Here is a 21,574-nt window from a genome sequence, read left to right as displayed (position 1 = left end):
GTGTTTGGTATGATTTTGATCCAAGTTTTATGGGCAAGTCATATTCTACATTGCCTTGAATTGAGTATTCCGGAGAAACCATGAGCAACGAAGAAAATAAGGTAAACCAAGAAGAGCTGCACACGCAAGAAGCGGAAGCGAAGCAAGCTGACGCTGATGTAGTTGGTTCTGACGCTGATGTTGAGTGGAACGAAGAATCCGAGCAAGATATTCAAGAATCGAAAATTGCTCAACTAGAAGCCGCTTTGCTAGCGAGTGAATCGAAAGTAAAAGAGCAGCAAGATGCTGTGCTTCGTGCAAAAGCAGACGTTGAGAACATGCGTCGCCGCACAGAACAAGAGATCGACAAAGCACGTAAATATGCACTGAATAAGTTTGCTGAAGAGTTGCTTCCGGTAATTGATAACCTTGAGCGCGCTATCGCCGCTGCTGACACAGAGAATGAAGCGGTAAAACCGATTGTTGAAGGCGTAGAGCTAACTCACAAAACGTTCGTTGATGTAGTAGCTAAATTTGGCTTGAAAGAAATTAACCCTGAAGGTGAAGCGTTCAATCCAGAGCTGCATCAAGCGATGTCTATTCAGGAAAGTGCTGATCATGAACCTAATACCGTAATGTTTGTTATGCAAAAGGGTTACGAGCTAAATGGCCGCGTGATCAGACCAGCTATGGTAATGGTGTCTAAATAACAAGCAAACAGTTAGGGATTGACACTAGAGGTTTATCCCGCTTGTTTTTGATTTATTGAGAAATGAAGCCTTATGGGCTTCATTTTTTTTGGTTATTTATTCTAATAACCTTTGAAAAAATAGGTGATAGTATTTTAAATTTTGGATAACAAAATGTAAAATTAATGCTTTATTTTGAGTTTCAGATCTGTAAGATGCCCTGAGCTTTCTACTAATAAGAAAGTAAATAACTATAAAAACACAGGGACTAAACACAACATTCTGGAGTTTATGAATGAATAAATCACTATCCCAAAAGATCTTTATAGGTCTATTTGCTGGCCTGCTAATTGGTACAGCTATTCAATACTTATTCGCAGGTGTCAGCATTTTTGACCAATACCTACTTGGTTTTGCTGAAGGTGTGGGCGGCATGTTCGTCTCGCTTATCAAACTGCTTGTTGTTCCACTCGTATACGTTTCTATTGTCTGCGGTATCGTAGAACTTAAAGACATCAACTCTTTTGGCCGTTTAGGCGGTAAAACTTTTGCGCTTTATATTCTTAATACTGTAGTCGCTATCACTTTTGCGTTAGCAATCGGTATGATTGTTCAGCCGGGTGCTGGTGCAAACCTTGGTGGTACAGTAGCTCAAGCCGTTGAGATTACGTCAACCACAACACCAGATATCTTCTCAATGATCACTAATATCGTTCCAAGCAATCCAATTCAGGCGTTTGCAAATGGCGATATGCTGCAAATCATCTTCATGGCGATTTTGACAGGTCTTGCCATCCAAGCATTGGATAAGAAGGGCGGTCCTGCTGTGAATGCGTTCAAAGTAGCGAACGACATCATGATGAAGCTCATTGGTCTAGTCATGAGTCTTGCTCCTTATGGTGTGTTTGCTCTTATGATTCAACTAGGTGCAACTCTAGATGCTGGTACGCTAGCTTCAGTGGCAGGTTATGTGGCACTGGTTGTTGGTATCCTTGTGCTTTGGATTTTTGTTGTGTATCCATTAATGGTGGGTGCAACAACCAAGATGACTCCTTCACAGTTTATTCGTGCGACTCGTGAGCAGGTACTGTTCTCACTATCAACAGCAAGTTCGAACGCTACGATTCCAGTAACGATGCGTACTTTGACTGACAAAATTGGTGTGTCTAAATCGGTAGCTGGTTTTGGTGTTCCACTAGGTGCAACGATGAACATGGCAGGAGCGTCTATTTATATTGCTATCGCAACTATTTTTATCGCCAACGCGTTTGGTCAGCCAATTCAAATGAGTGACCTATTTACACTAGGTTTCACAGTTCTACTACTTTCTATTGGTGCTGGTGGTGTTCCTGGTGGCGGCGTTGTCATGATCGGCGTTATCCTGCACCAACTAGGTTTGCCGCCAGAAGGTCTAGCTATTGTTGCCGCGGTTGACCGTATTAATGATATGTTCTGTACAAGTTCTAACGTTGTTGGTGATACTGCAGTGAATACGATTGTAGCGGGCAGCGAAAATGAGCTTGATGTTGAACAAGGTTCAGAAGCTCAACTTACTGAAAGCCGTGTCTAATCACCTTATTTAACGATTTGCAAAGCGGAGCCTCAAAGGTTCCGCTTTTTTTATGGATATCCATGCTTTCAAAGAGTTAGTTGTCCCTTTTATAGACAGTTTCTAATTTCTTCGGTAAAAAACTTAATTTTTTTTACCTTCCTCCCTTGAAAAGCATTTTGCAGCCCTTATTTAAGGTTCATACATAAAACAAACCTATTGCGAGCGGGTGTATTGCCGGCTCAATGCTCCATACTGGAGCTTGCAAACGAAACAATAGAATTTATTCGGAGATAGCCTGATGGGTAAAATCATTGGTATTGACTTAGGTACTACTAACTCTTGTGTTGCTGTTCTAGATGGCGACAAACCACGCGTAATCGAAAATGCTGAAGGTGAGCGCACAACCGCATCGGTTATCGCTTATACAGACGGCGAAACGCTAGTAGGTCAACCTGCAAAACGTCAAGCAGTTACAAACCCAGAGAACACGCTATTTGCTATTAAGCGTCTAATCGGTCGTCGTTTTGAAGACGAAGAAGTTCAGCGTGATATCGAAATCATGCCTTACAAAATTGTTAAGGCAGACAACGGTGATGCATGGGTAGAAGCAAAAGGCCAACAAATGGCGGCTCCTCAAGTATCTGCTGAAGTACTTAAGAAAATGAAGAAAACTGCTGAAGACTTCCTTGGTGAGGAAGTAACTGGTGCAGTTATCACAGTTCCTGCTTACTTTAACGATGCACAGCGTCAAGCAACTAAAGATGCTGGTCGTATCGCAGGTCTAGAAGTTAAACGTATCATCAACGAACCAACAGCAGCAGCACTTGCTTACGGTCTAGACAAGAAAGGCGGCGACCGCACTATCGCAGTTTACGACCTTGGTGGTGGTACATTCGATATCTCTATCATTGAGATTGACGAAGTTGAAGGCGAGAAGACATTTGAAGTTCTAGCAACTAACGGTGACACGCACCTTGGTGGTGAAGACTTCGATAACCGTATGATCAACTACCTAGTTGAAGAGTTCAAGAAAGAGCAAGGCATCGATCTTAAGAACGACCCTCTAGCAATGCAGCGTGTTAAAGAAGCAGCAGAAAAAGCGAAAATCGAGCTTTCTTCTACTTCTCAAACTGACGTAAACCTACCTTACGTTACTGCAGATGCAACTGGTCCTAAGCACATGAACGTAAAAGTGACTCGTGCGAAACTAGAATCTCTAGTTGAAGACCTAGTACAACGTTCTCTTGAGCCGCTAAAAGTTGCTCTAGCTGATGCAGACCTATCAGTAAGCGACATCAACGACGTAATCCTAGTTGGTGGTCAAACTCGTATGCCTATGGTTCAAGCGAAAGTGGCTGAGTTCTTCGGTAAAGAAGCTCGCCGTGACGTGAACCCAGACGAAGCAGTAGCAATGGGTGCTGCAGTTCAAGGTGGTGTACTAGCTGGTGATGTGAAAGACGTACTTCTACTAGACGTTACTCCTCTGTCTCTAGGTATCGAGACTATGGGCGGCGTAATGACTAAGCTAGTTGAGAAGAACACAACTATCCCAACGAAAGCGAACCAAGTTTTCTCTACAGCAGAAGACAACCAGAACGCGGTAACTATCCACGTTCTTCAAGGTGAGCGTAAGCAAGCGATGTACAACAAGTCTCTAGGTCAATTCAACCTAGAAGGCATTCAAGCTGCACCTCGTGGTATGCCTCAAATCGAAGTAACTTTCGACCTAGATGCGGACGGTATCCTACACGTATCTGCGAAAGACAAGTCGACTGGTAAAGAGCAGAAGATCACTATCCAAGCGTCTGGTGGTCTGAGCGATGAAGACATCGAGAAAATGGTTCAAGAAGCAGAAGCTAACAAAGAAGCGGACAAGAAGTTCGAAGAGCTAGCAGCTGCACGTAACCAAGCAGACCAAATGATTCACGGTACTCGTAAGCAAGTAGAAGAAGCTGGTGAAGCGCTACCTGCAGAAGAGAAAGAGAAGATCGAAGCAGCAATCACTGAGCTAGAAGAAGCTCGTAAAGGCGAAGACAAAGAAGCGATTGACGCGAAAGTTCAAGCGCTAATGGCAGCGGCTCAGAAGCTAATGGAAATCGCACAACAGCAAGCTCAAGCACAAGGTGCGGGCGCTGAAGCTGGTGAACAGCCTAAGCAAGACGACGATGTTGTTGATGCTGAGTTCGAAGAAGTAAAAGACGAGAAAAAATAATTTCTCGTCGCTATAAAGCCCAATCTCGGCGTCGGAAATGCTCATTTGCACTTTCTCTATGAAGACTAAGCAAATTGCGCGTTTCCTCCTTGAGCTTGAACTTTATGGCTTAGAGAATTCAGTGAACTGGATTCTCGAAAAGTGATTTATGCGGGCGTTTGGGGTAACCTTTACGCCCGCAAATTTGTAAACAGTGAGTTTACGAGAGTCATGTCGCTCTAGATAAGGACACCAATCTTTATCTAGAACGATACAATCCCCAAACAGCGTCGGGCTGTTTGTCGAAGTAATTGGTAACAAGCAATATGTCAAAACGTGATTTTTACGAAGTATTAGGCGTTGATCGTGACGCATCAGAGCGCGACATCAAGAAGGCGTACAAGCGTCTTGCGATGAAGTATCACCCAGATAGAAACCAGGGTGATGAAGCCGCTGCTGAGAAATTCAAAGAAGTAAAAGAAGCGTACGAAATTCTTACCGAGCCGCAAAAGAAAGCGGCTTACGATCAGTATGGTCATGCAGCCTTTGAACAGGGTGGTATGGGCGGTGGCGGCTTTGGTGGCGCTGGTGCTGATTTTGGTGATATCTTCGGTGATGTATTCGGTGATATCTTTGGTGGTGGTCGCCGTGGTGGTGGGAGTCGTGCACAGCGTGGTGCTGATCTACGTTACAACATGGAACTGTCACTGGAAGAAGCGGTTCGTGGTATCTCTAAGGAGATTGAAGTTCCAACGCTCGTTGAGTGTGAGACTTGTGACGGCAGCGGCGCGAAGAAAGGCTCTTCGCCACAAACTTGTGGTACCTGTCATGGACACGGTCAAGTTCAAATGCGTCAAGGCTTCTTTGCGGTTCAGCAAACCTGTCCTACCTGTCATGGCCAAGGTAAGATCATCAAAGACCCTTGTAATAGCTGTCATGGCCAAGGTCGTATTCAGAAGACTAAGACACTTAATGTTAAGATTCCAGCTGGCGTAGATACCGGCGATCGCATTCGTCTATCTGGCGAAGGTGAAGCGGGAGAGCATGGCGCCCCAGCAGGTGATTTGTACGTTCAAGTGCACGTGAAAGAGCATCACATCTTTGAACGTGAAGGCAACAACCTATACTGTGAAGTACCTGTGAGCTTTGCTCAAGCGGCATTAGGCGGCGAAGTGGAAGTTCCTACCCTTGATGGTCGTGTAAGCCTTAAAGTACCAGAAGAAACCCAAACAGGACGCATGTTCCGTATGCGCGGTAAAGGCGTGAAAGGTGTTCGTGGCGGCGGTGTGGGTGACCTTATCGTGAAGCTTGTAGTTGAAACACCAGTTAAGCTAAGTTCCCGTCAAAAAGAGCTACTACGTGAATTTGAAGAGTCATGCGGTGGTGATGCTGCTAATAAGCATAAGCCTAAATCAGAAGGTTTCTTCAATGGCGTTAAAAAGTTCTTTGATGATCTAACAAGTTAAGATTATTCAAACTATTGCTAAAGCTCGCGACCAGTCGCGAGCTTTTTTATTGCCCCCAACACGCCTTAGGGGTGGTCACTCCTAAGGCATTTAATGTCATCGACTTATCATCATCCAGACAGCTATCTTTCGTTTGTTGTTGTGATGATTGAGCCGTTGCCTTAATGATGTAGGCAATGGTGCTGCCAGCAGTTATTTCAAACCGATATCGCGTCGTTTGTGAGTCACAGATCGAACAAGTGCCGGCAGAAACGATTTGTTCGAAATGATAGCCGTTATCATAGCCGCGCTCTAGTTCGTATTGAATAGCGAGCATATCACTCAGCGCTACCATACGATGACTCTTCCTAACTTGTTGCAGGTAACTTGGGTAAGCAATACCTGTGATCACTGCAAGTATGGCTAAAGTAATAGCAACCTCGACCAAGGTTAAACCACGTTGAAGCCTGTTACTTTTATTGCATTTCATTTTTCTCCCTAGCCCTAAATAACTCATTTCATTTACTTTAATAGTTTTCGTGGCTGCTAAATTTAACGCAAGTCTTAGTCGTCATTTGTAGGTGGTTTCATTCTTTTTTGGGAAAGATCTCGCGGCTTCTCACTCTTTGAGTTGGTTATTGCGATAGCGGTTCTTGGTGCTCTGCTTTCTGCTGTAGCTCCTACCTTTCAAGACGCTTCTAAGAAACTCAAAGCAACGCGAGCCGCTAATGAGCTATATGCTCTGTTAATGCAAACAAAGGCCGAGTCGATTGCACAGAATACGCCGCTATGGGTTCATTTTTCGGGGCTCTCAGAGCATCCAGAAACTGAGCACTGGAGTGTTGAAGTGACGAATCGTGTTGATATTAATGATCCCGATGCCAGGTTGTTGCGGCAAATAAAAGGCGAGGTGTTTAAAGGCATTGGGTTGTCACTCAATCATTCTAACCATCGGATTAAGTTTGATAATTTGACGGGAATGGCCCTGTCTAATGGCACTATCAAATTACAGCCCTACAGTGATGAGGAGTCTTATATCAATATTCGGACTCACAGTGTTTCTGGTCGAGTGATTGTATGTGATGTTGGCGAGATCCAGTTTGGCTTTGGAGCCTGTCCTAAATGAGAAGTGCCCCTAATCTCGTACGTGGAGTCATGTTGATAGAGCTTGTCATTGCAATGGCTCTGAGTACGTTAGTGCTATCGGCACTTGTTACCTTCTATATGTCTATCCAACGTCATGTTATCGAGCGCTCGCAGTTACTTATTCTTCAGCAAGCGCTATCAACAACAGCACGGCGAGTTCAAAATGACCTTATACGCTCTGGTGCAGCTGGCTTTAATAATGCGACGCTGAATCCTCAAGGTTCAACACAGACTGTATACATATCCAACAATGGCATGTCGGTTCAATATGCTTATTGGGACGACAGAGACCCTAATGTGACCAAACCAATTGAAAATGTAGTGTGGCAATTTGATGCTGATAACCAAAAACTGAAGATTTGCCGTTCAGTTTCAAGTTTGGCATCGGGGGCAAGAGACATTAGTTTTTCCTTCGTCTCGGGATGTACATCCGTATTCGAACCAAACTTGGTGGCGATTTCACGCTTTGAGCTAATCAGCGATGAAGTGGGCTCTTCGAGTAGCACCAATCAGTACCTTAAATTGGAGATGGAAGGACACTTAAGAGCAAAACCTTCTGTCACCGCATCCATTTATCGAGACTTCATGGTGAGGAATGGCCAATGAGAGTCAGACATCAGTTAGGAGCGATCACTTTAATGATGACTTCAATATTGCTGAGTTTGGCTTTGATGTTGTTTATTGGTATGTATAAGACGACATTTTACGAGATCAAGCGTGCACAAAACGAAATTACCTCTCGAAAGTCTTTCTGGCTCGCTGAAGGTGGTGTGGAATGCGCGATTGCTCAGTATTTCCCTTCGCAGAAAATCCCTGCAAGCATTCAGGTTTGCGATGACACATTATCAGTGACAACAAAATTGTGGTCAGACAGTATAACTGGTGATGTGGTGGCTTCAGCGACATCAGGAAACCAGACTATCAGCCGGCGTTTTGCTTTAGCAACGTCCAAATTAAAGTCAGGGGCAATACAAACTTCTGCGAGCATTAAAATCAAATCGTCCTTGGTGATCAATACGCCGGATCCTGGTATGGAAGAGGATGAAGGCTGGGAATGTGCGGCATTTCGCTTCAAAGGTCATCTTTCAGTAAAAGGTTCATTAATTAATCGCGGATTGAGTGATGGTCCAGTGCCTAGTGAAGAGTTTATGAGTCATAAGAAGTGTTTGCAGGAGCACTTAACTACTGTCGTCGGTGATTGCAGCTCTTCTTCAGATCCCAAATGTTTTGCTAACGATTTTGTTCAAGATGACCAGCTTAGCGTATTTGAAGATTTTTTCGGTGTTCCTCGTCATCAACATGATGCGGTGAGAACTAACGGCATGTTTAGAGAGATAAACCTAGAAACTCAAACGGCAGAAGGCCTTTGGGAACGGAAAAACTGTGGAGAAGAGATACTCCAGCAGCTCCGACAGAATAACTTACATCTTTGGATAAATGGCTCATGTGTCATATCGGATGATTACTTAGCAGATATTAAAGTGCTATCGGAAGCGAGTGACGGCATTACGTTACTAGTTCATGAAGGTATATTTGCGATGCAAGGCGCAGCAAGCATTAAAGGTGTTTTGTTTCATTTCAATCAAGACTTTGAACCTTCAATTGAGCAATGGCAACAGTTAGGAATAAGCGACAGTATTACGACACACTTTCCTGAAGATCAATCACTTGCGGCTTATTACCAAGACGGCAGTTTTATGATTACTGGAGGCGCATTTTTTGATTACTCCAATGTAGAACATCTTGCATTATTCCGAGATTCCTTAAGCTTTCAATACAATCATGATGTCATCACTCATTCTAGTTCTTCATCCTCCAGTTACCTATGGAAGAAGGGGGCGTGGCGTGATTTTTAAACAGAGTGGCATCAGCATCATTGAAGTGTTAGTCGCATTGTGCCTTTTTGGAATTAGTGCGTTAGGTCTGGCGAAAATGCAAGTCGACATGGAGCAGCGCTCAGATTTTGCTTATCGAAGTACTCAAGCGCTAGCATTAGCGGAATCAAAGCTAGAGTGGTTTCGAACTCGCGGGGCTGACTCCTCAGTTTCCAATCGAGTTGTTGCAGATTATATGACGGATATTGTTGACGGACAGGACCACTCACATCCAGTGTTTGATGTTAAGTGGACTGTCTCGAAAGTAGCTCTGAATGGAAGCATCAAGACGGTTGAGGTTGAAGTATTTTGGGTTGATCGATTGGGAGTGAAACGCAATGTTGCTCTGGTTACTCAGATTTCCCGCTTTAGTGAGTTTGACTAATTCTCTTGCCTCTATCGTGTCATTTTTCCATTAAGTAAATGAACTGAGAGTCATAGCCAAGGTTTGCGTTATTGTCGCAAGCATTAGGCGCTTAGATGGTGGTGAAAATATAAGCTATGTTTATATAATCGGGTCTTTTGCGTGCTAGTTAGATAATTGTTTTGCATTTGTGCATTAACATGTTGGTTAAATGTTATGTTAGTCGGTGTTTTTTGCAAAATAAGTCTACAAATATGGAAAAAGTTCCAAATTATCTACTCTTTTCATCTTTTTTAAATAAAATGGTCACGCAAATATAATCTTCTCGCCTCGCGCGATGAGACCAACAAATAACAACATCACACACGGAGTTACCATGAGTAACCAATCGATTAATCAAGCGCCAGCTCCAAAGCCGAGTGGAATGGATCGCTTTTTAAACTTTATTGAGAAAGCAGGTAACAAGATCCCAGATCCTGCTATCCTTTTCTTCTGGGCACTGGTTATTGTTTGGGTTGCGTCAGCACTTTTATCTAACGTCAGTTTTGATCTGATTAACCCACGTACAGGTACTGCACTAGAAGTTAATAACCTACTTACTGGTGAAGCACTGGCTAGCTTTTTAGCTAATATGGTGACAACCTTCACTGGCTTTGCGCCGTTAGGTATCGTTCTTGTTGCGATGCTAGGTGTTGGTGTTGCTGACTCTTCAGGCTTTATTACTACAGGCCTTAAGAAGATGCTTAACTTCACACCAGCTAAGCTACTAACACCAATGCTAATTCTTGTTGCTATTGTATCGCACACAGCAGCAGATGCAGGTTATGTACTGGTTATTCCTCTAGGAGGTATCATCTTCCACGCAGCCGGCCGTCACCCATTAGCGGGTATTGCAGCAGCATTTGCTGGTGTATCTGGTGGTTTCTCTGCGAACTTTATCCCTTCTGGTATCGACCCACTACTTGCTGGTTTCACGCAGACATCTGCTCAAGTTCTTGATCCTGAGTACATCGTTAACCCTCTAGCAAACATTTTCTTCACTGGTCTATCTTCAGTGATTATTGTTGCTATCGGTTGGTACGTTACAGAGAAAATCATCGAACCGCGTCTTGCGAATACACCTGTAGATGAAGATGCAGAAGAAGCACCTGACCTAGGTACATTTACTGAGACAGAATCTAAAGCGTTCCGCGCTGCTGGTTGGTCAATGGTTGCTGGTATCGCGCTATTAATCGCAGCGATCATTCCTGAGACATCGGCACTGCGTTCACCTGAAGGTGAGATCACTGCGTTCTCTGCGCCATTAATGAAGTCGATTGTTCCTCTAATCTTCATTCTATTTATCATCCCTGGTTACGTATATGGACGTGTTTCTGGCACATTCAAGAACAGCAATGATGTAATCAAAGCGATGTCTGACACAATGGCGACAATGGGTGCGTACATCGTAATGTCATTCTTCTGTGCACAGTTCCTAGCTGCGTTTGGTCAATCAAACATTGGTACTATGCTAGCGCTTTATGGTGCAGAAGGTCTGAAAGCGATGAACCTTCCTGGTGAAGCGACGATTGTTGGTATGATTCTGCTAACAGCGTGTGTAAACCTGCTTGTTGGTTCTGCATCTGCGAAATGGGCACTAATTGGTCCTATCCTTGTTCCAATGCTAATGGCAGTAGGTATCTCTCCTGAGCTATCTCAAGCGGCATACCGTGTAGGTGATTCTGTTTCTAACATCATTTCACCACTAATGGTATTCTTCCCTCTAGTTGTGGTTTACTGCCAACGCTACGTTAAGTCGACGGGTATCGGTACGCTTGCGTCACTAATGATGCCGTTCTCTATTGCAATGCTAATTGGTTGGACAATCTTCTTGCTAGCTTACTGGGCACTAGGTATCCCTCTAGGTATCCAAGCGCCATACACTTATACAATGTAAGTTGGTAGACAGTTAGAACAAAGCCCGCCCTTTCTATAAAGGGCGGGCTTTTTAGTTTAAGTAATAGCTAAAACTTAGTCTTTCAAGAATCCAGCATGAAAGCGTAAGTGATCTTCAATAAAACTCTGAATGAAGAAATAGCTGTGGTCATAACCAGGCTGCATACGAAGCTTTATATCACTACCAGAAATTTCTGCCGCAGCTAACAACAGCTCTGGCTTTAGCTGCTCTTGTAGGAATCCGTCGTCTTCCCCTTGGTCTACTAAAATTGGCAGCGTTGCCATCTTAGCTTTAAGCAACTCAGCACTGTCATACTGTTTCCAGTCATCCGTATTGTTACCAAGGTACTGACTCAGTGCTTTTTGGCCCCAAGGGCAGTTCATTGGATTACTGATTGGGCTAAATGCCGAAATAGAGCGATATCTATCACTGTTCTTTAATCCAATCGTTAGCGCGCCATGTCCGCCCATGCTGTGTCCAGAAATGGATCGAACCTGCGTGACAGGGAAGTGCTGTTCGATAAGTGATGGCAACTCATCGACGACATAGTTGTACATTTGATAGTGTTGATTCCAAGGTGCTTGTGTGGCATTTACATAGAACCCAGCGCCTAGACCGAAGTCGTATGCACCCTCGGCATCATCAGGTACATCTTCACCGCGAGGGCTAGTATCAGGTGCGACGATGGCAATACCGAGTTTTGCCGCCATGCGGAAAGCGCCTGCTTTTTGCATGAAGTTTTCGTCGGTGCAGGTTAAACCTGAAAGCCAGTAGAGGACGGGGACTGGATTATCAGCGCTCGCTTCTGGTGGTAAATAGATGGCAAATCTCATCTGGCAGCTCAATGCCGAAGATTGGTGATGGTACTGTTTGTGCCACCCACCAAATACTTTGGCTTGGCTTACATTTTCTATGGTCATTCTATCAACCCAATTTAAAAGCAAGGGCTCTAGTACACTAGAGCCCTGAATCATTAATAGTGAATAACGGTACGAATACTTTCGCCTTTGTGCATTAATTCGAATGCTTCGTTAATATCTTCCAGTGGCATGGTATGAGTGATGAACTCTTGTAAGCCGAACTCACCTGCCATGTAACGGTTAACGATTTCTGGTAGTTCACTACGGCCTTTAACACCACCGAAAGCACTACCACGCCATACGCGACCAGTCACGAGTTGGAACGGACGAGTCGAGATCTCTTGACCTGCACCTGCTACGCCGATGATAACGGATTCACCCCAACCTTTGTGGCAGCACTCAAGTGCTTGACGCATCACGTTTACGTTGCCGATACATTCGAAAGAGTAATCAACGCCACCATCTGTCATCTCAATAATTACTTCTTGAATTGGCTTATCGAATTTTTGTGGATTGATCACGTCAGTCGCGCCAAGTTGCTGAGCAAGCTCGAATTTGCTTTCATTGATGTCAACACCAATGATTTTGCTAGCGCCAGCCATACGAGCACCAATGATAGCTGATAGCCCGATGCCACCAAGACCGAAGATAGCAACAGTGTCGCCTTTCTCCACTTTTGCTGTGTTCAGTACCGCACCCATACCGGTAGTAACACCACAACCAAGTAAACATACTTCCTCTAGAGGCGCTTCTTTGTTTACTTTAGCCAGAGAAATTTCTGGTAGTACGGTGTATTCAGAGAAAGTTGAACAACCCATGTAGTGGTAAATCGGTTGACCGTCTTTGTAGAAACGAGTCGTACCATCTGGCATCAGACCTTTACCTTGAGTCTCACGAACTGCTTGGCAAAGGTTAGTTTTACCTGATTTACAGAACTTACATTCGCCACATTCTGCTGTGTAAAGTGGAATAACATGGTCGCCAACTTCAACACTTGTTACACCTTCACCAACCATTTCTACAATACCGCCACCTTCGTGGCCAAGAATGCTTGGGAAAATACCTTCTGGATCATCGCCAGATAGAGTGAATGCATCGGTGTGACATACGCCAGTAGCAACGATTTTTACGAGTACTTCACCAGCTTTTGGAAGCATTACATCCACTTCTTCCATTTTAAGTGGTTGGTTAGGGCCCCAAGCAACAGCAGCACGTGATTTGATAAATTGTTCAGTCATGGTTATTCCTTATTATTACAAGGTCACAAAATTAACTAACGGCTAACTTGAGTAAGACTAGTTCACTTCACGCCGTTTGCATCAGATGGGGCTAGTATATTTATTTCTTAAATAATGATAATTAGCATAAATTGAAATACACTATTACATGAAAGTAATAGTGAGGGTTGAAATGGCAAATTGGGAAGGGATCAATGAGTTTGTAGCAGTGGTAGAAACGCAGAGTTTTACTGGTGCAGCAGACAGGTTGGCAACATCAGTAGCCAATATTAGTCGCAGAGTGAATGCGTTGGAGGAAAAGCTCGGCGTAAAGCTATTTGTTAGAACTACTCGCAAGGTTTCAGTAACGGAAGTGGGGGCGACTTACTATCAACACTGTAAACCTCTTGTTGATGGACTAGCGTTGGCAGAGTTAGCGATCACTCAACTTCAATCTACACCTAAGGGTAAAATAAAAATGACGGCGCCAGTCACCTTTGGTGAACAAGTTCTTGCGCCGTTGATGCACGAGTTTCTGTTGATGCACCCACAAATTGAACTGGACTTGATTCTTTCTAACCAGAAAATGAACTTGGTGGAAGAAGGGTTTGACCTAGCCGTTCGTCTTGGTCGACTCGAAGACTCTTCTATGATGGCCAGAAAACTACTCGACCGACATATGTTTGTGTGTGCAAGTCCAACCTACCTTGAAAACCATGGTGAGCCTCACACACTGTCGGAATTGAAAAGGCATAGCTGTTTACGAGGTTCAACAAAGTACTGGCGTTTCGATGAAAAAGGGTCTGAGCGTCTTATTCACGTTGAAGGTCGAGTTCAATGCAACAGTGGTTATGCGCTCGTTGATGCGGCTTTAAAAGGATTAGGCATAGTGCAACTTCCTGATTACTATGTGCAGCCGTATTTGGAAGCTGGGGAGCTGGTGGAAGTGCTGACTCCATATCGAGGTGATCGTGAGGGTATTTGGGCATTGTATCCACAGAACCGAATGCTCACTTCGAAAGTTCGAACGTTAATTGATTACTTATCAGAAGCATTAAGCCGAGAAAAACATGACTGATGAACAAATGACCTTTGAGTTTAATGATGAAGACCGTCGTTTTATGCAACGCGCGATGGAGTTGGCGAATCATGCTGAATCTGAAGGTGAAGTGCCTGTTGGAGCGGTATTAGTCAGAGGTGGGGAGATTATCGCTGAAGGATGGAATCAATCTATCGGTAATCACGACGCGACGGCGCATGCTGAGATGCAAGTGATTCGTAAAGCCGGGCAGAACCTAGAAAACTATCGACTGTTGGATACGACATTGTATGTAACGCTAGAGCCTTGTCCAATGTGTGCTGGAGCTCTGCTACACAGTCGTGTGAAGCGGGTTGTATTCGGTGCACCAGATTTAAAAGCTGGCGCAGCAGGGACGGTATTAAACTTGTTTGAAAGCCAAGCATCGTATCATTATGCCGATGTTGAATCTGGATTATTAGAAGAGGAATGTCGTCATCAATTGCAGGCATTCTTTAAACGCAGACGTAAAGAAATAAAGCAGAAGAAGCGTGATGAACAGATGAAGGGTGAGGAATGATTTATTAGCAAACATCTGCTGGGCAGATGTTTGCTGTCTGTGCTTTATGGAGTGAGTAACTGCATAAAAGCTCGGTGACGCCAAATAACCTTCTTCTTATTATTGGCCATTTTTCTTTTGCGGCGGTTTGCTGCCACCGTCTTATTAAGGTGTTTAGATTGCATTCTTTTCCTTGCAAGCATAAAACTACCTCCTATCACGAAAGATAAACCTCTCCGATCTGTATCTAGACACAATCATTGCGTAATAGATTTCCTTATCAATGGATCGATGCCGGAGTACGAAACACAATCCACCGCCCAACCTTGTCGTAGGGTGATTTCGATTATGCTGAGTATTTGCAGAGGGCACGACAGTACCTTGCGACAGAAGAGATTATCTCGCCAACCGAAGCGTTGGCGAATGATCAATCTCAAAGTTTAATGTAAGGGCTTGAGAATAAGATTTCAAGTATGCGATATACGATCACATTCGCATACTTGAAGATTGCTGATAGTTAACGTCCTGAGTGTCCAGTTTGCTGGGTTGATGCAGAGTCTGAGCCTGAGCTAACCTCCTCTTGTTCTGGCGCGACCGGTCCTTTCTCTGGAGGCAGTGGTGGGATGACGATTAAGTCTTCTGTACTTATTTCTTTTTCCGCTTCAACGGCTATCTGCTTGTCGATGTGACCAATAATGCTTTGATAGTAGCGACGAATATTCTCGACATAATTTCTTGCCTCATCACCGCGAGCATAGCCGTAACGTGTCTGGCTGTAATATTTCTTTTGGCGTAATAACGGTAAACGATCTTTCACATCCGCCCAAGCATCAGGATCACCACCTTGTCGTTTTGTCAGGCGTCTTGCGTCCATCATATGACCGAAACCGACGTTATAAGAGGCGAGGGCAAACCAGATTTTCTCATGTTCTGCGATAGAATCTGGAACACGATCAACAATTCGTCTTAAGTATTCCACACCGCCACGAACAGACTGTTCTGGATCCAAGCGGTTGGTAACACCAACACTTTTAGCCGTCGGTAATGTAAGCATCATCATACCGCGAACACCTGTTGGCGATTTAGCCACAGGATTCCAGTGAGACTCTTGATAGGCAAGAGCAGCGATTAAGCGCCAATCAAATTCGTTCGAATATTTCTTAAAGAGAGGCGACCACTTAGGCAATTTGCCATCTAAAGCACGGATAAACGCGCGAGTATCGACGTAGTCGAAAACACCGATGTGTCCGATATACTTCTCTTCTAAATTCGCCAGTTCACCTGTCTGTTTCAAGCGACCGAAGAACTCGATCAATAACGCGTACAGGCTTTCATCTTCTGACTTTCGCATATACCAAGAGATCGGTTGATCTTCAGTCATTTCAAACGCCAATGCGAGGTCAGGATAAATTCGTTGAGAAAGTGACAGTTCCACAGAGTCTGCCATGGTGAATTTAAGTTGGCCTTCAGAAACCTGCTTTAGTAGGTCATTGACGTCAGCATTAGCATCAATGTAGTAGCGGAACTCAGGGTTCTGGTTAGCGACATTCGCTAGTGTTTGCTCAAAGTGAGAGTCTTTTACTATCGCAAAGACCTCTTCACCATCGGCTTTATCGATTAACTCTTGCTGATTGTTTAATAATTGTTCTAAGTTTCTTGGTCGCCATTGACCCTTCTTATAGACCACCTGTTGGCTTACGTAGTAATAGGCAGGGCCTGCACGAAAGTGCTTGATACGTTCTGGAGATTGGCTTAGTCCGGCGGCGATAATATCGATTTCACCTTTTTGCAATGCTGGAAACAGACTTGCTTGGCGGTAAGCGGGCTTCATTTCTAACCGCACACCCAGTTCATCGGCAAACTGCCTTGCAAGCTCATAGTCCAAACCAGTCGGACCATCAGGACCAATATAATAAGAGAGTTGATTATTGAGAGTACCGACACGAAGCACACCACGCTCTTTAATATTCTCTAGTTCGCTTTTGGGATCAGAGTCGATTTGGCAGCCTGCCATTCCAAGCGTTAACAGACAAACGGATAGTAATTTGAGCCAGCGTAAATTTAACCAATAAACAGCAGATGGATTTTGCATTAATTCATTTATCTCACAACGATAGTGCTGTCTTTATACCAAAGCTGACGAGCTTGGCAAAGCAAGAAGGCATAAACACCCGAGAGTGGTCACTTTATCACCATGACGATATCGTTTGCTGCAAATCGAAAAAAAATGACGAAAACGTTTGCGTTAGCGGTTACGTCACAAAAAAAAATCCTCTATAATAGCGCCGCATTAGAGCAGGATAAATTGTTATAAGTTCAAAAATACAATCTAACCATTTGAATTTATACTAATTTCACCTCAATCAACTGCATAAGAGACCTAAGCACATGAGAATTTTGCGTGGTTCCCCAGCTCTTTCTGAGTTTCGTGTTAACAAGCTACTAGAGCTTTGTCGTGAACTAAACCTACCAGTAACAGGTATTTACGCTGAGTTTGCCCACTTTGCCGACCTAACGGCAGACCTGGATGAGTCTGAAGTTGAAAAATTAGAGAAGTTGCTGACTTACGGTCCAACGATTGAAGAGCACGAGCCAACAGGCACGCTGCTATTAGTGACACCTCGCCCTGGCACTATCTCGCCATGGTCTTCTAAATCTACGGATATTGCGAATAACTGTGGTCTAGACAAAGTGACTCGTCTAGAGCGCGGTACTGCTTACTATGTAGAGACATCAAGCGAACTGACGGAGCTTCAACTTGTTGAGCTTAAAGCGGTGATCCACGACCGTATGATGGAAGTGGTTTTCTCTGACTTCGAATCAGCGGCAGCACTGTTCCAAGTAGCAGAGCCAGCACCGGTAGCTGATGTTGAACTACTAACAGGTGGCCGCAAAGCACTAGAAGAAGCGAACGTGACGCTAGGTCTTGCACTTGCAGAAGATGAAATTGATTACCTACTTGAAAGCTTTGTGACTAAGCTAGAGCGCAACCCAACAGACATCGAGCTGATGATGTTTGCGCAGGCGAACTCTGAGCACTGTCGTCACAAGATCTTCAATGCAGATTGGACTATCGACGGCGTGAAGCAAGACAAGTCGCTGTTCAAGATGATCAAAAACACATTTGAAACGACACCAGACCACGTTCTATCTGCTTACAAAGATAATGCAGCAGTAATGGAAGGCTCTGAAGTGGGTCGTTTCTTCCCAGATCCAAAAACACGTCAGTACGGTTACAACCACGAGAAAGCACACATCTTGATGAAGGTGGAAACACATAACCACCCAACAGCGATTTCTCCGTGGCCAGGTGCCTCTACAGGTAGCGGCGGTGAAATCCGTGACGAAGGCGCAACAGGTATTGGCGGTAAGCCAAAAGCAGGTCTTGTAGGCTTTACGACTTCTAACCTTCGCATTCCAGGCTTCGAACAGCCTTGGGAAACGGATTTTGGTAAGCCAGGTCGTATCGTTAACGCATTGGATATCATGCTAGAAGGTCCACTAGGTGGCGCGGCGTTTAACAACGAATTTGGTCGTCCAAACCTACTTGGTTACTTCCGTACTTACGAAGAAAAAGTTACATCACACGCAGGTGAAGAAGTACGTGGTTACCACAAGCCAATCATGATTGCCGGTGGTATGGGTAACATCCGTGACGAGCACGTTCAGAAGAAAGAGATCCCAGTAGGTGCAAGCCTAATCGTACTTGGTGGTCCAGCAATGAACATCGGTCTTGGTGGCGGCGCAGCGTCTTCTATGGCGTCTGGTCAGTCTGCTGAAGATCTAGATTTTGCCTCAGTACAGCGTGAAAACCCTGAGATGGAACGTCGCTGTCAAGAAGTGATCGACCGCTGCTGGCAGCTAGGTGAAGACAACCCAATTGCATTTATCCACGATGTGGGCGCGGGCGGTATCTCAAACGCACTTCCTGAGCTTGTTGACGATGGTGAGCGCGGCGGTATCTTCCAGCTACGTGACGTACCAAACGATGAGCCAGGCATGAGCCCACTTGAGATCTGGTGTAACGAATCTCAAGAGCGCTATGTAATGGCGGTAGCGCCAGAGAACATGGAAGCATTCGATGCTATCTGTAAGCGTGAGCGCGCACCTTACGCAGTAGTGGGTGTGGCAACAGAAGAGCGTGAACTGAAACTTGAAGATTCACACTTCGACAACACGCCAATCGACATGCCGATGGACATCCTTCTTGGCAAAACGCCGAAGATGCACCGTGATGCGAAAACACTGAAAGTAGACAGCCCTGCGATCTCTCGCGAAGGCATTGAAATGAACGATGCGGTTGACCGCGTTCTTCGTCTACCAACGGTTGCAGAGAAAACATTCCTAATCACCATCGGTGACCGCACGGTTACAGGCCTTGTTGCTCGTGACCAGATGGTTGGTCCTTGGCAGGTGCCGGTAGCAAACTGCGCAGTAACAGCAGCGAGCTACGATACTTACCACGGTGAAGCGATGTCTATGGGTGAGCGCACGCCAGTTGCTCTACTAGACTTTGGCGCTTCTGCTCGTCTTGCGGTAGGTGAGTCTCTGACTAACATTGCAGCGACAGACATCGGCGATATCAAGCGTATCAAGCTGTCAGCTAACTGGATGTCTCCAGCGGGTCACCCAGGTGAAGACGCCGGTCTTTACGAAGCGGTGAAAGCGGTAGGTGAAGAGCTATGTCCAGCTTTGGGTCTAACGATTCCAGTAGGTAAAGACTCAATGTCGATGAAAACTAAGTGGAATGAGAATGGTGAAGACAAAGAAGTCACGTCTCCACTTTCACTAGTTATCACTGCATTTGGTCGTGTAGAAGATGTTCGTAAGACGGTCACGCCGCAGCTTCGCACTGACAAAGGTGAGTCGTCACTGGTTCTTGTTGATCTTGGTAACGGTAAAAACCGTCTAGGTGCAACGGCATTGGCACAGGTTTACAAGCAGCTTGGTGATAAGCCAGCAGACGTTGACAACGCAGAGCAGCTAAAAGGCTTTTTCGATGCGATGCAAACCCTTGTTCGTGATGACAAGCTAGTGGCCTACCACGATAAAGGCGATGGCGGTCTATTCGTAACGCTTGCTGAGATGGCATTTGCGGGTCACTGTGGTGTGAAAGCACACATTGCAAGCCTAGGCGAAGATGCACTAGCGGCGCTATTTAACGAAGAGCTAGGTGCGGTTGTTCAGGTTAAGAATGACGACCTTGAGGCGGTGAAAGCGGTTCTAGCGGCTAACGGCCTAGAAGCATGCTCTCACGTAATTGGTAGCGTTGAAGTGTCTGACGACTTCGTTATCACTTCTGGTGATGCGGTTGTTATCAAGCGCTCTCGTACAGAGCTACGTACTATTTGGGCTGAAACTACGCACAAGATGCAGTCTCTACGTGACAACTCTGCGTGTGCAGACCAAGAGCACGAAGCGAAGAAAGACAACTCTGACCCAGGTCTAAACGTGAAACTGAGCTTCGATGTTAAAGAAGACGTTGCAGCGCCATACATCGCAACAGGCGCTAAGCCTAAGATGGCAATTCTTCGTGAGCAGGGTGTTAACTCTCACGTTGAAATGGCAGCAGCGTTTGACCGCGCTGGCTTTGAAGCAACAGACATCCACATGAGCGACATCCTGACGGGTCAAGCAGTTCTAGAAGAGTACCAAGGTCTAGTGGCTTGTGGTGGCTTCTCTTACGGTGATGTTCTAGGTGCGGGTGAAGGTTGGGCGAAGTCTATCCTGTTCAACGACCAAGCGCGTGACCAGTTCCAGAACTTCTTCCACCGTGAAGACACCTTCTCACTAGGTGTGTGTAACGGTTGTCAGATGCTATCGAACCTAAAAGAGCTGATTCCAGGTGCAGACCTATGGCCACGCTTCGTTCGTAACGAATCTGAGCGCTTTGAAGCTCGCTTTAGCCTAGTAGAAGTTCAGAAGTCTGACTCTATCTTCTTCGATGGCATGGAAGGTTCTCGTATGCCAATCGCAGTTTCTCACGGCGAAGGCCGCGTAGAAGTTCGCGACACTGACCACCTAAACGCGATTGAAGCTTCAGGTACGGTAGCGGTGCGTTACGTTGATAACCACGGTAACCCAACGCAGCAGTATCCAAACAACCCTAACGGTTCACCAAACGCAATCACAGGTCTAACGACTCGTGACGGTCGTGTGACTATCATGATGCCGCACCCAGAGCGTGTATTCCGTACGGTTGCTAACTCTTGGGCGCCAGAGTCTTGGGGTGAAGACAGTGCTTGGATGCGCATGTTCCGCAACGCTCGCGTGAACGTTGGTAAGTAATCGACCAAGGCAACAGCCTCAAAGGTCGCAACCCAATAGTTAATGAAGTCCTCAGTGGAAACACTGGGGACTTTTTCTTATAAAAACTCTGAGCGTCAGCGCTCGATTTGTGTTCTAATACCGCGCTGGCTTAGGGATGGCCAGCATTACATTGCTGGAATATCCCTTAACAAAGTCTTTAGGAAATACATAAATGTCTGAAAATAAAAAATTTACTATCCGTCTAACGGAAAAGCGTAACGGTTGGTCTGCAGAGATCATTCGTCAAGTAACGTCTCGTCGCACTGTTGTTTCAAAGCGTGAGATGGGTTTTGAGAGTCAAGAGCTGGCTCAAGCTTGGGCGGATAAAGAGCTAGCTGGTTTCATTGAAAACCAAGCAAAGCGCAATGAGCGTAAAGCGGAAGCACGTGCTGCTAAAGCTGCTGCGGCTGTTGCAAGCGAAGAATAAGAATTTAT

At 45.2% G+C, this 21,574-nt stretch carries 17 protein-coding genes; 13 read left to right on the top strand and 4 right to left on the bottom strand.

The genetic code is table 11. From position 1 onward, the window contains the following. The first annotated feature begins 80 nt into the window (after nt 1–80). The 4 genes from grpE (at nt 81) to dnaJ (ending at nt 5,877) form a co-directional block, all read left to right on the top strand. Complete coding sequence (gene grpE, locus HOP38_RS13075) at nt 81–689, top strand: nucleotide exchange factor GrpE (RefSeq protein WP_006072516.1); 609 nt, start codon at nt 81–83, stop codon at nt 687–689. A 274-nt stretch (nt 690–963) separates the two neighbouring features. After that, entirely contained in the window at nt 964–2,238 is a 1,275-nt protein-coding gene (locus tag HOP38_RS13070) for a dicarboxylate/amino acid:cation symporter (RefSeq protein ID WP_198558204.1), read from the top strand. Nucleotides 2,239–2,518: 280 nt separating this feature from the next. Further along, nucleotides 2,519–4,432 (top strand): molecular chaperone DnaK, encoded by a 1,914-nt coding sequence (gene dnaK, locus HOP38_RS13065; RefSeq protein WP_006072514.1) that lies wholly within the window; start codon nt 2,519–2,521, stop codon nt 4,430–4,432. Nucleotides 4,433–4,737: 305 nt separating this feature from the next. Beyond that, nucleotides 4,738–5,877, top strand: a complete 1,140-nt coding sequence (gene dnaJ / locus HOP38_RS13060) for a molecular chaperone DnaJ (RefSeq protein WP_006072513.1) — start codon at nt 4,738–4,740, stop codon at nt 5,875–5,877. Between the two features lie 46 nt (nt 5,878–5,923). On the opposite strand, the gene HOP38_RS13055 is transcribed toward dnaJ, so the two are convergent. Then, nucleotides 5,924–6,346 carry a type IV pilin protein gene (locus HOP38_RS13055; protein WP_198558203.1) on the bottom strand — a complete coding sequence of 141 codons (423 nt, stop codon included), beginning with the start codon at nt 6,344–6,346 and terminating at the stop codon, nt 5,924–5,926. Nucleotides 6,347–6,445: 99 nt separating this feature from the next. On the opposite strand from HOP38_RS13055, the gene HOP38_RS13050 reads away from it, so the two are divergent. The 5 genes from HOP38_RS13050 (at nt 6,446) to HOP38_RS13030 (ending at nt 11,176) form a co-directional block, all read left to right on the top strand. Further along, on the top strand, nt 6,446–6,982 hold the full coding sequence (locus HOP38_RS13050; RefSeq protein ID WP_268665816.1) for a GspH/FimT family pseudopilin: 537 nt from the start codon (nt 6,446–6,448) through the stop codon (nt 6,980–6,982). Next, nucleotides 6,979–7,608, top strand: coding sequence for a PilW family protein (locus HOP38_RS13045; RefSeq protein ID WP_062460725.1), 630 nt, complete (start codon nt 6,979–6,981; stop codon nt 7,606–7,608). Before HOP38_RS13050 ends, HOP38_RS13045 begins: the two co-directional genes overlap by 4 nt. Then, nucleotides 7,605–8,858: a hypothetical protein gene (locus HOP38_RS13040; protein ID WP_124940190.1), complete on the top strand. Its 1,254-nt coding sequence runs from the start codon at nt 7,605–7,607 to the stop codon at nt 8,856–8,858. The genes HOP38_RS13045 and HOP38_RS13040 overlap by 4 nt, the downstream gene beginning before the upstream one ends. Next, the gene (locus HOP38_RS13035) at nt 8,848–9,261 is read left to right on the top strand and encodes a type IV pilus modification PilV family protein (RefSeq protein WP_006072506.1); all 414 of its coding nucleotides are present in this window, start codon (nt 8,848–8,850) and stop codon (nt 9,259–9,261) included. The genes HOP38_RS13040 and HOP38_RS13035 overlap by 11 nt, the downstream gene beginning before the upstream one ends. Nucleotides 9,262–9,616: 355 nt before the next feature. Beyond that, nucleotides 9,617–11,176, top strand: a complete 1,560-nt coding sequence (locus tag HOP38_RS13030) for an AbgT family transporter (protein WP_006072502.1) — start codon at nt 9,617–9,619, stop codon at nt 11,174–11,176. A 74-nt stretch (nt 11,177–11,250) separates the two neighbouring features. Here the strand turns inward: HOP38_RS13030 and fghA are convergent, their stop codons facing one another. Continuing rightward, complete coding sequence (fghA, locus tag HOP38_RS13025) at nt 11,251–12,096, bottom strand: S-formylglutathione hydrolase (protein WP_038228008.1); 846 nt, start codon at nt 12,094–12,096, stop codon at nt 11,251–11,253. 53 nt (nt 12,097–12,149) lie between these two features. After that, nucleotides 12,150–13,274 carry an S-(hydroxymethyl)glutathione dehydrogenase/class III alcohol dehydrogenase gene (locus HOP38_RS13020; protein ID WP_006072498.1) on the bottom strand — a complete coding sequence of 375 codons (1,125 nt, stop codon included), beginning with the start codon at nt 13,272–13,274 and terminating at the stop codon, nt 12,150–12,152. Between the two features lie 172 nt (nt 13,275–13,446). Between HOP38_RS13020 and HOP38_RS13015 the strand changes: the two genes are divergently transcribed. Both HOP38_RS13015 and tadA read left to right on the top strand, forming a co-directional pair. After that, nucleotides 13,447–14,331 carry a LysR family transcriptional regulator gene (locus tag HOP38_RS13015; RefSeq protein ID WP_062460732.1) on the top strand — a complete coding sequence of 295 codons (885 nt, stop codon included), beginning with the start codon at nt 13,447–13,449 and terminating at the stop codon, nt 14,329–14,331. Next, on the top strand, nt 14,324–14,851 hold the full coding sequence (gene tadA / locus HOP38_RS13010) for a tRNA adenosine(34) deaminase TadA (RefSeq protein WP_198558202.1): 528 nt from the start codon (nt 14,324–14,326) through the stop codon (nt 14,849–14,851). The genes HOP38_RS13015 and tadA overlap by 8 nt, the downstream gene beginning before the upstream one ends. A 496-nt stretch (nt 14,852–15,347) precedes the next feature. Here the strand turns inward: tadA and mltF are convergent, their stop codons facing one another. After that, on the bottom strand, nt 15,348–16,922 hold the full coding sequence (gene mltF, locus HOP38_RS13005; protein WP_198558201.1) for a membrane-bound lytic murein transglycosylase MltF: 1,575 nt from the start codon (nt 16,920–16,922) through the stop codon (nt 15,348–15,350). A gap of 296 nt (nt 16,923–17,218) precedes the next feature. On the opposite strand from mltF, the gene purL reads away from it, so the two are divergent. Next, nucleotides 17,219–21,118 (top strand): phosphoribosylformylglycinamidine synthase, encoded by a 3,900-nt coding sequence (purL, locus tag HOP38_RS13000; RefSeq protein WP_198558200.1) that lies wholly within the window; start codon nt 17,219–17,221, stop codon nt 21,116–21,118. 193 nt (nt 21,119–21,311) lie between these two features. Further along, the gene (locus HOP38_RS12995) at nt 21,312–21,566 is read left to right on the top strand and encodes a DUF3622 domain-containing protein (RefSeq protein ID WP_031496763.1); all 255 of its coding nucleotides are present in this window, start codon (nt 21,312–21,314) and stop codon (nt 21,564–21,566) included. Nucleotides 21,567–21,574: the final 8 nt, after the last annotated feature.

This window comes from Vibrio mediterranei (assembly GCF_013364395.1).
Classification (GTDB): Bacteria; Pseudomonadota; Gammaproteobacteria; order Enterobacterales; family Vibrionaceae; genus Vibrio; species Vibrio mediterranei.
The sequence above is the reverse complement of the archived record's forward strand: the minus strand, read 5'-3'. Positions and strand labels throughout refer to the sequence as shown.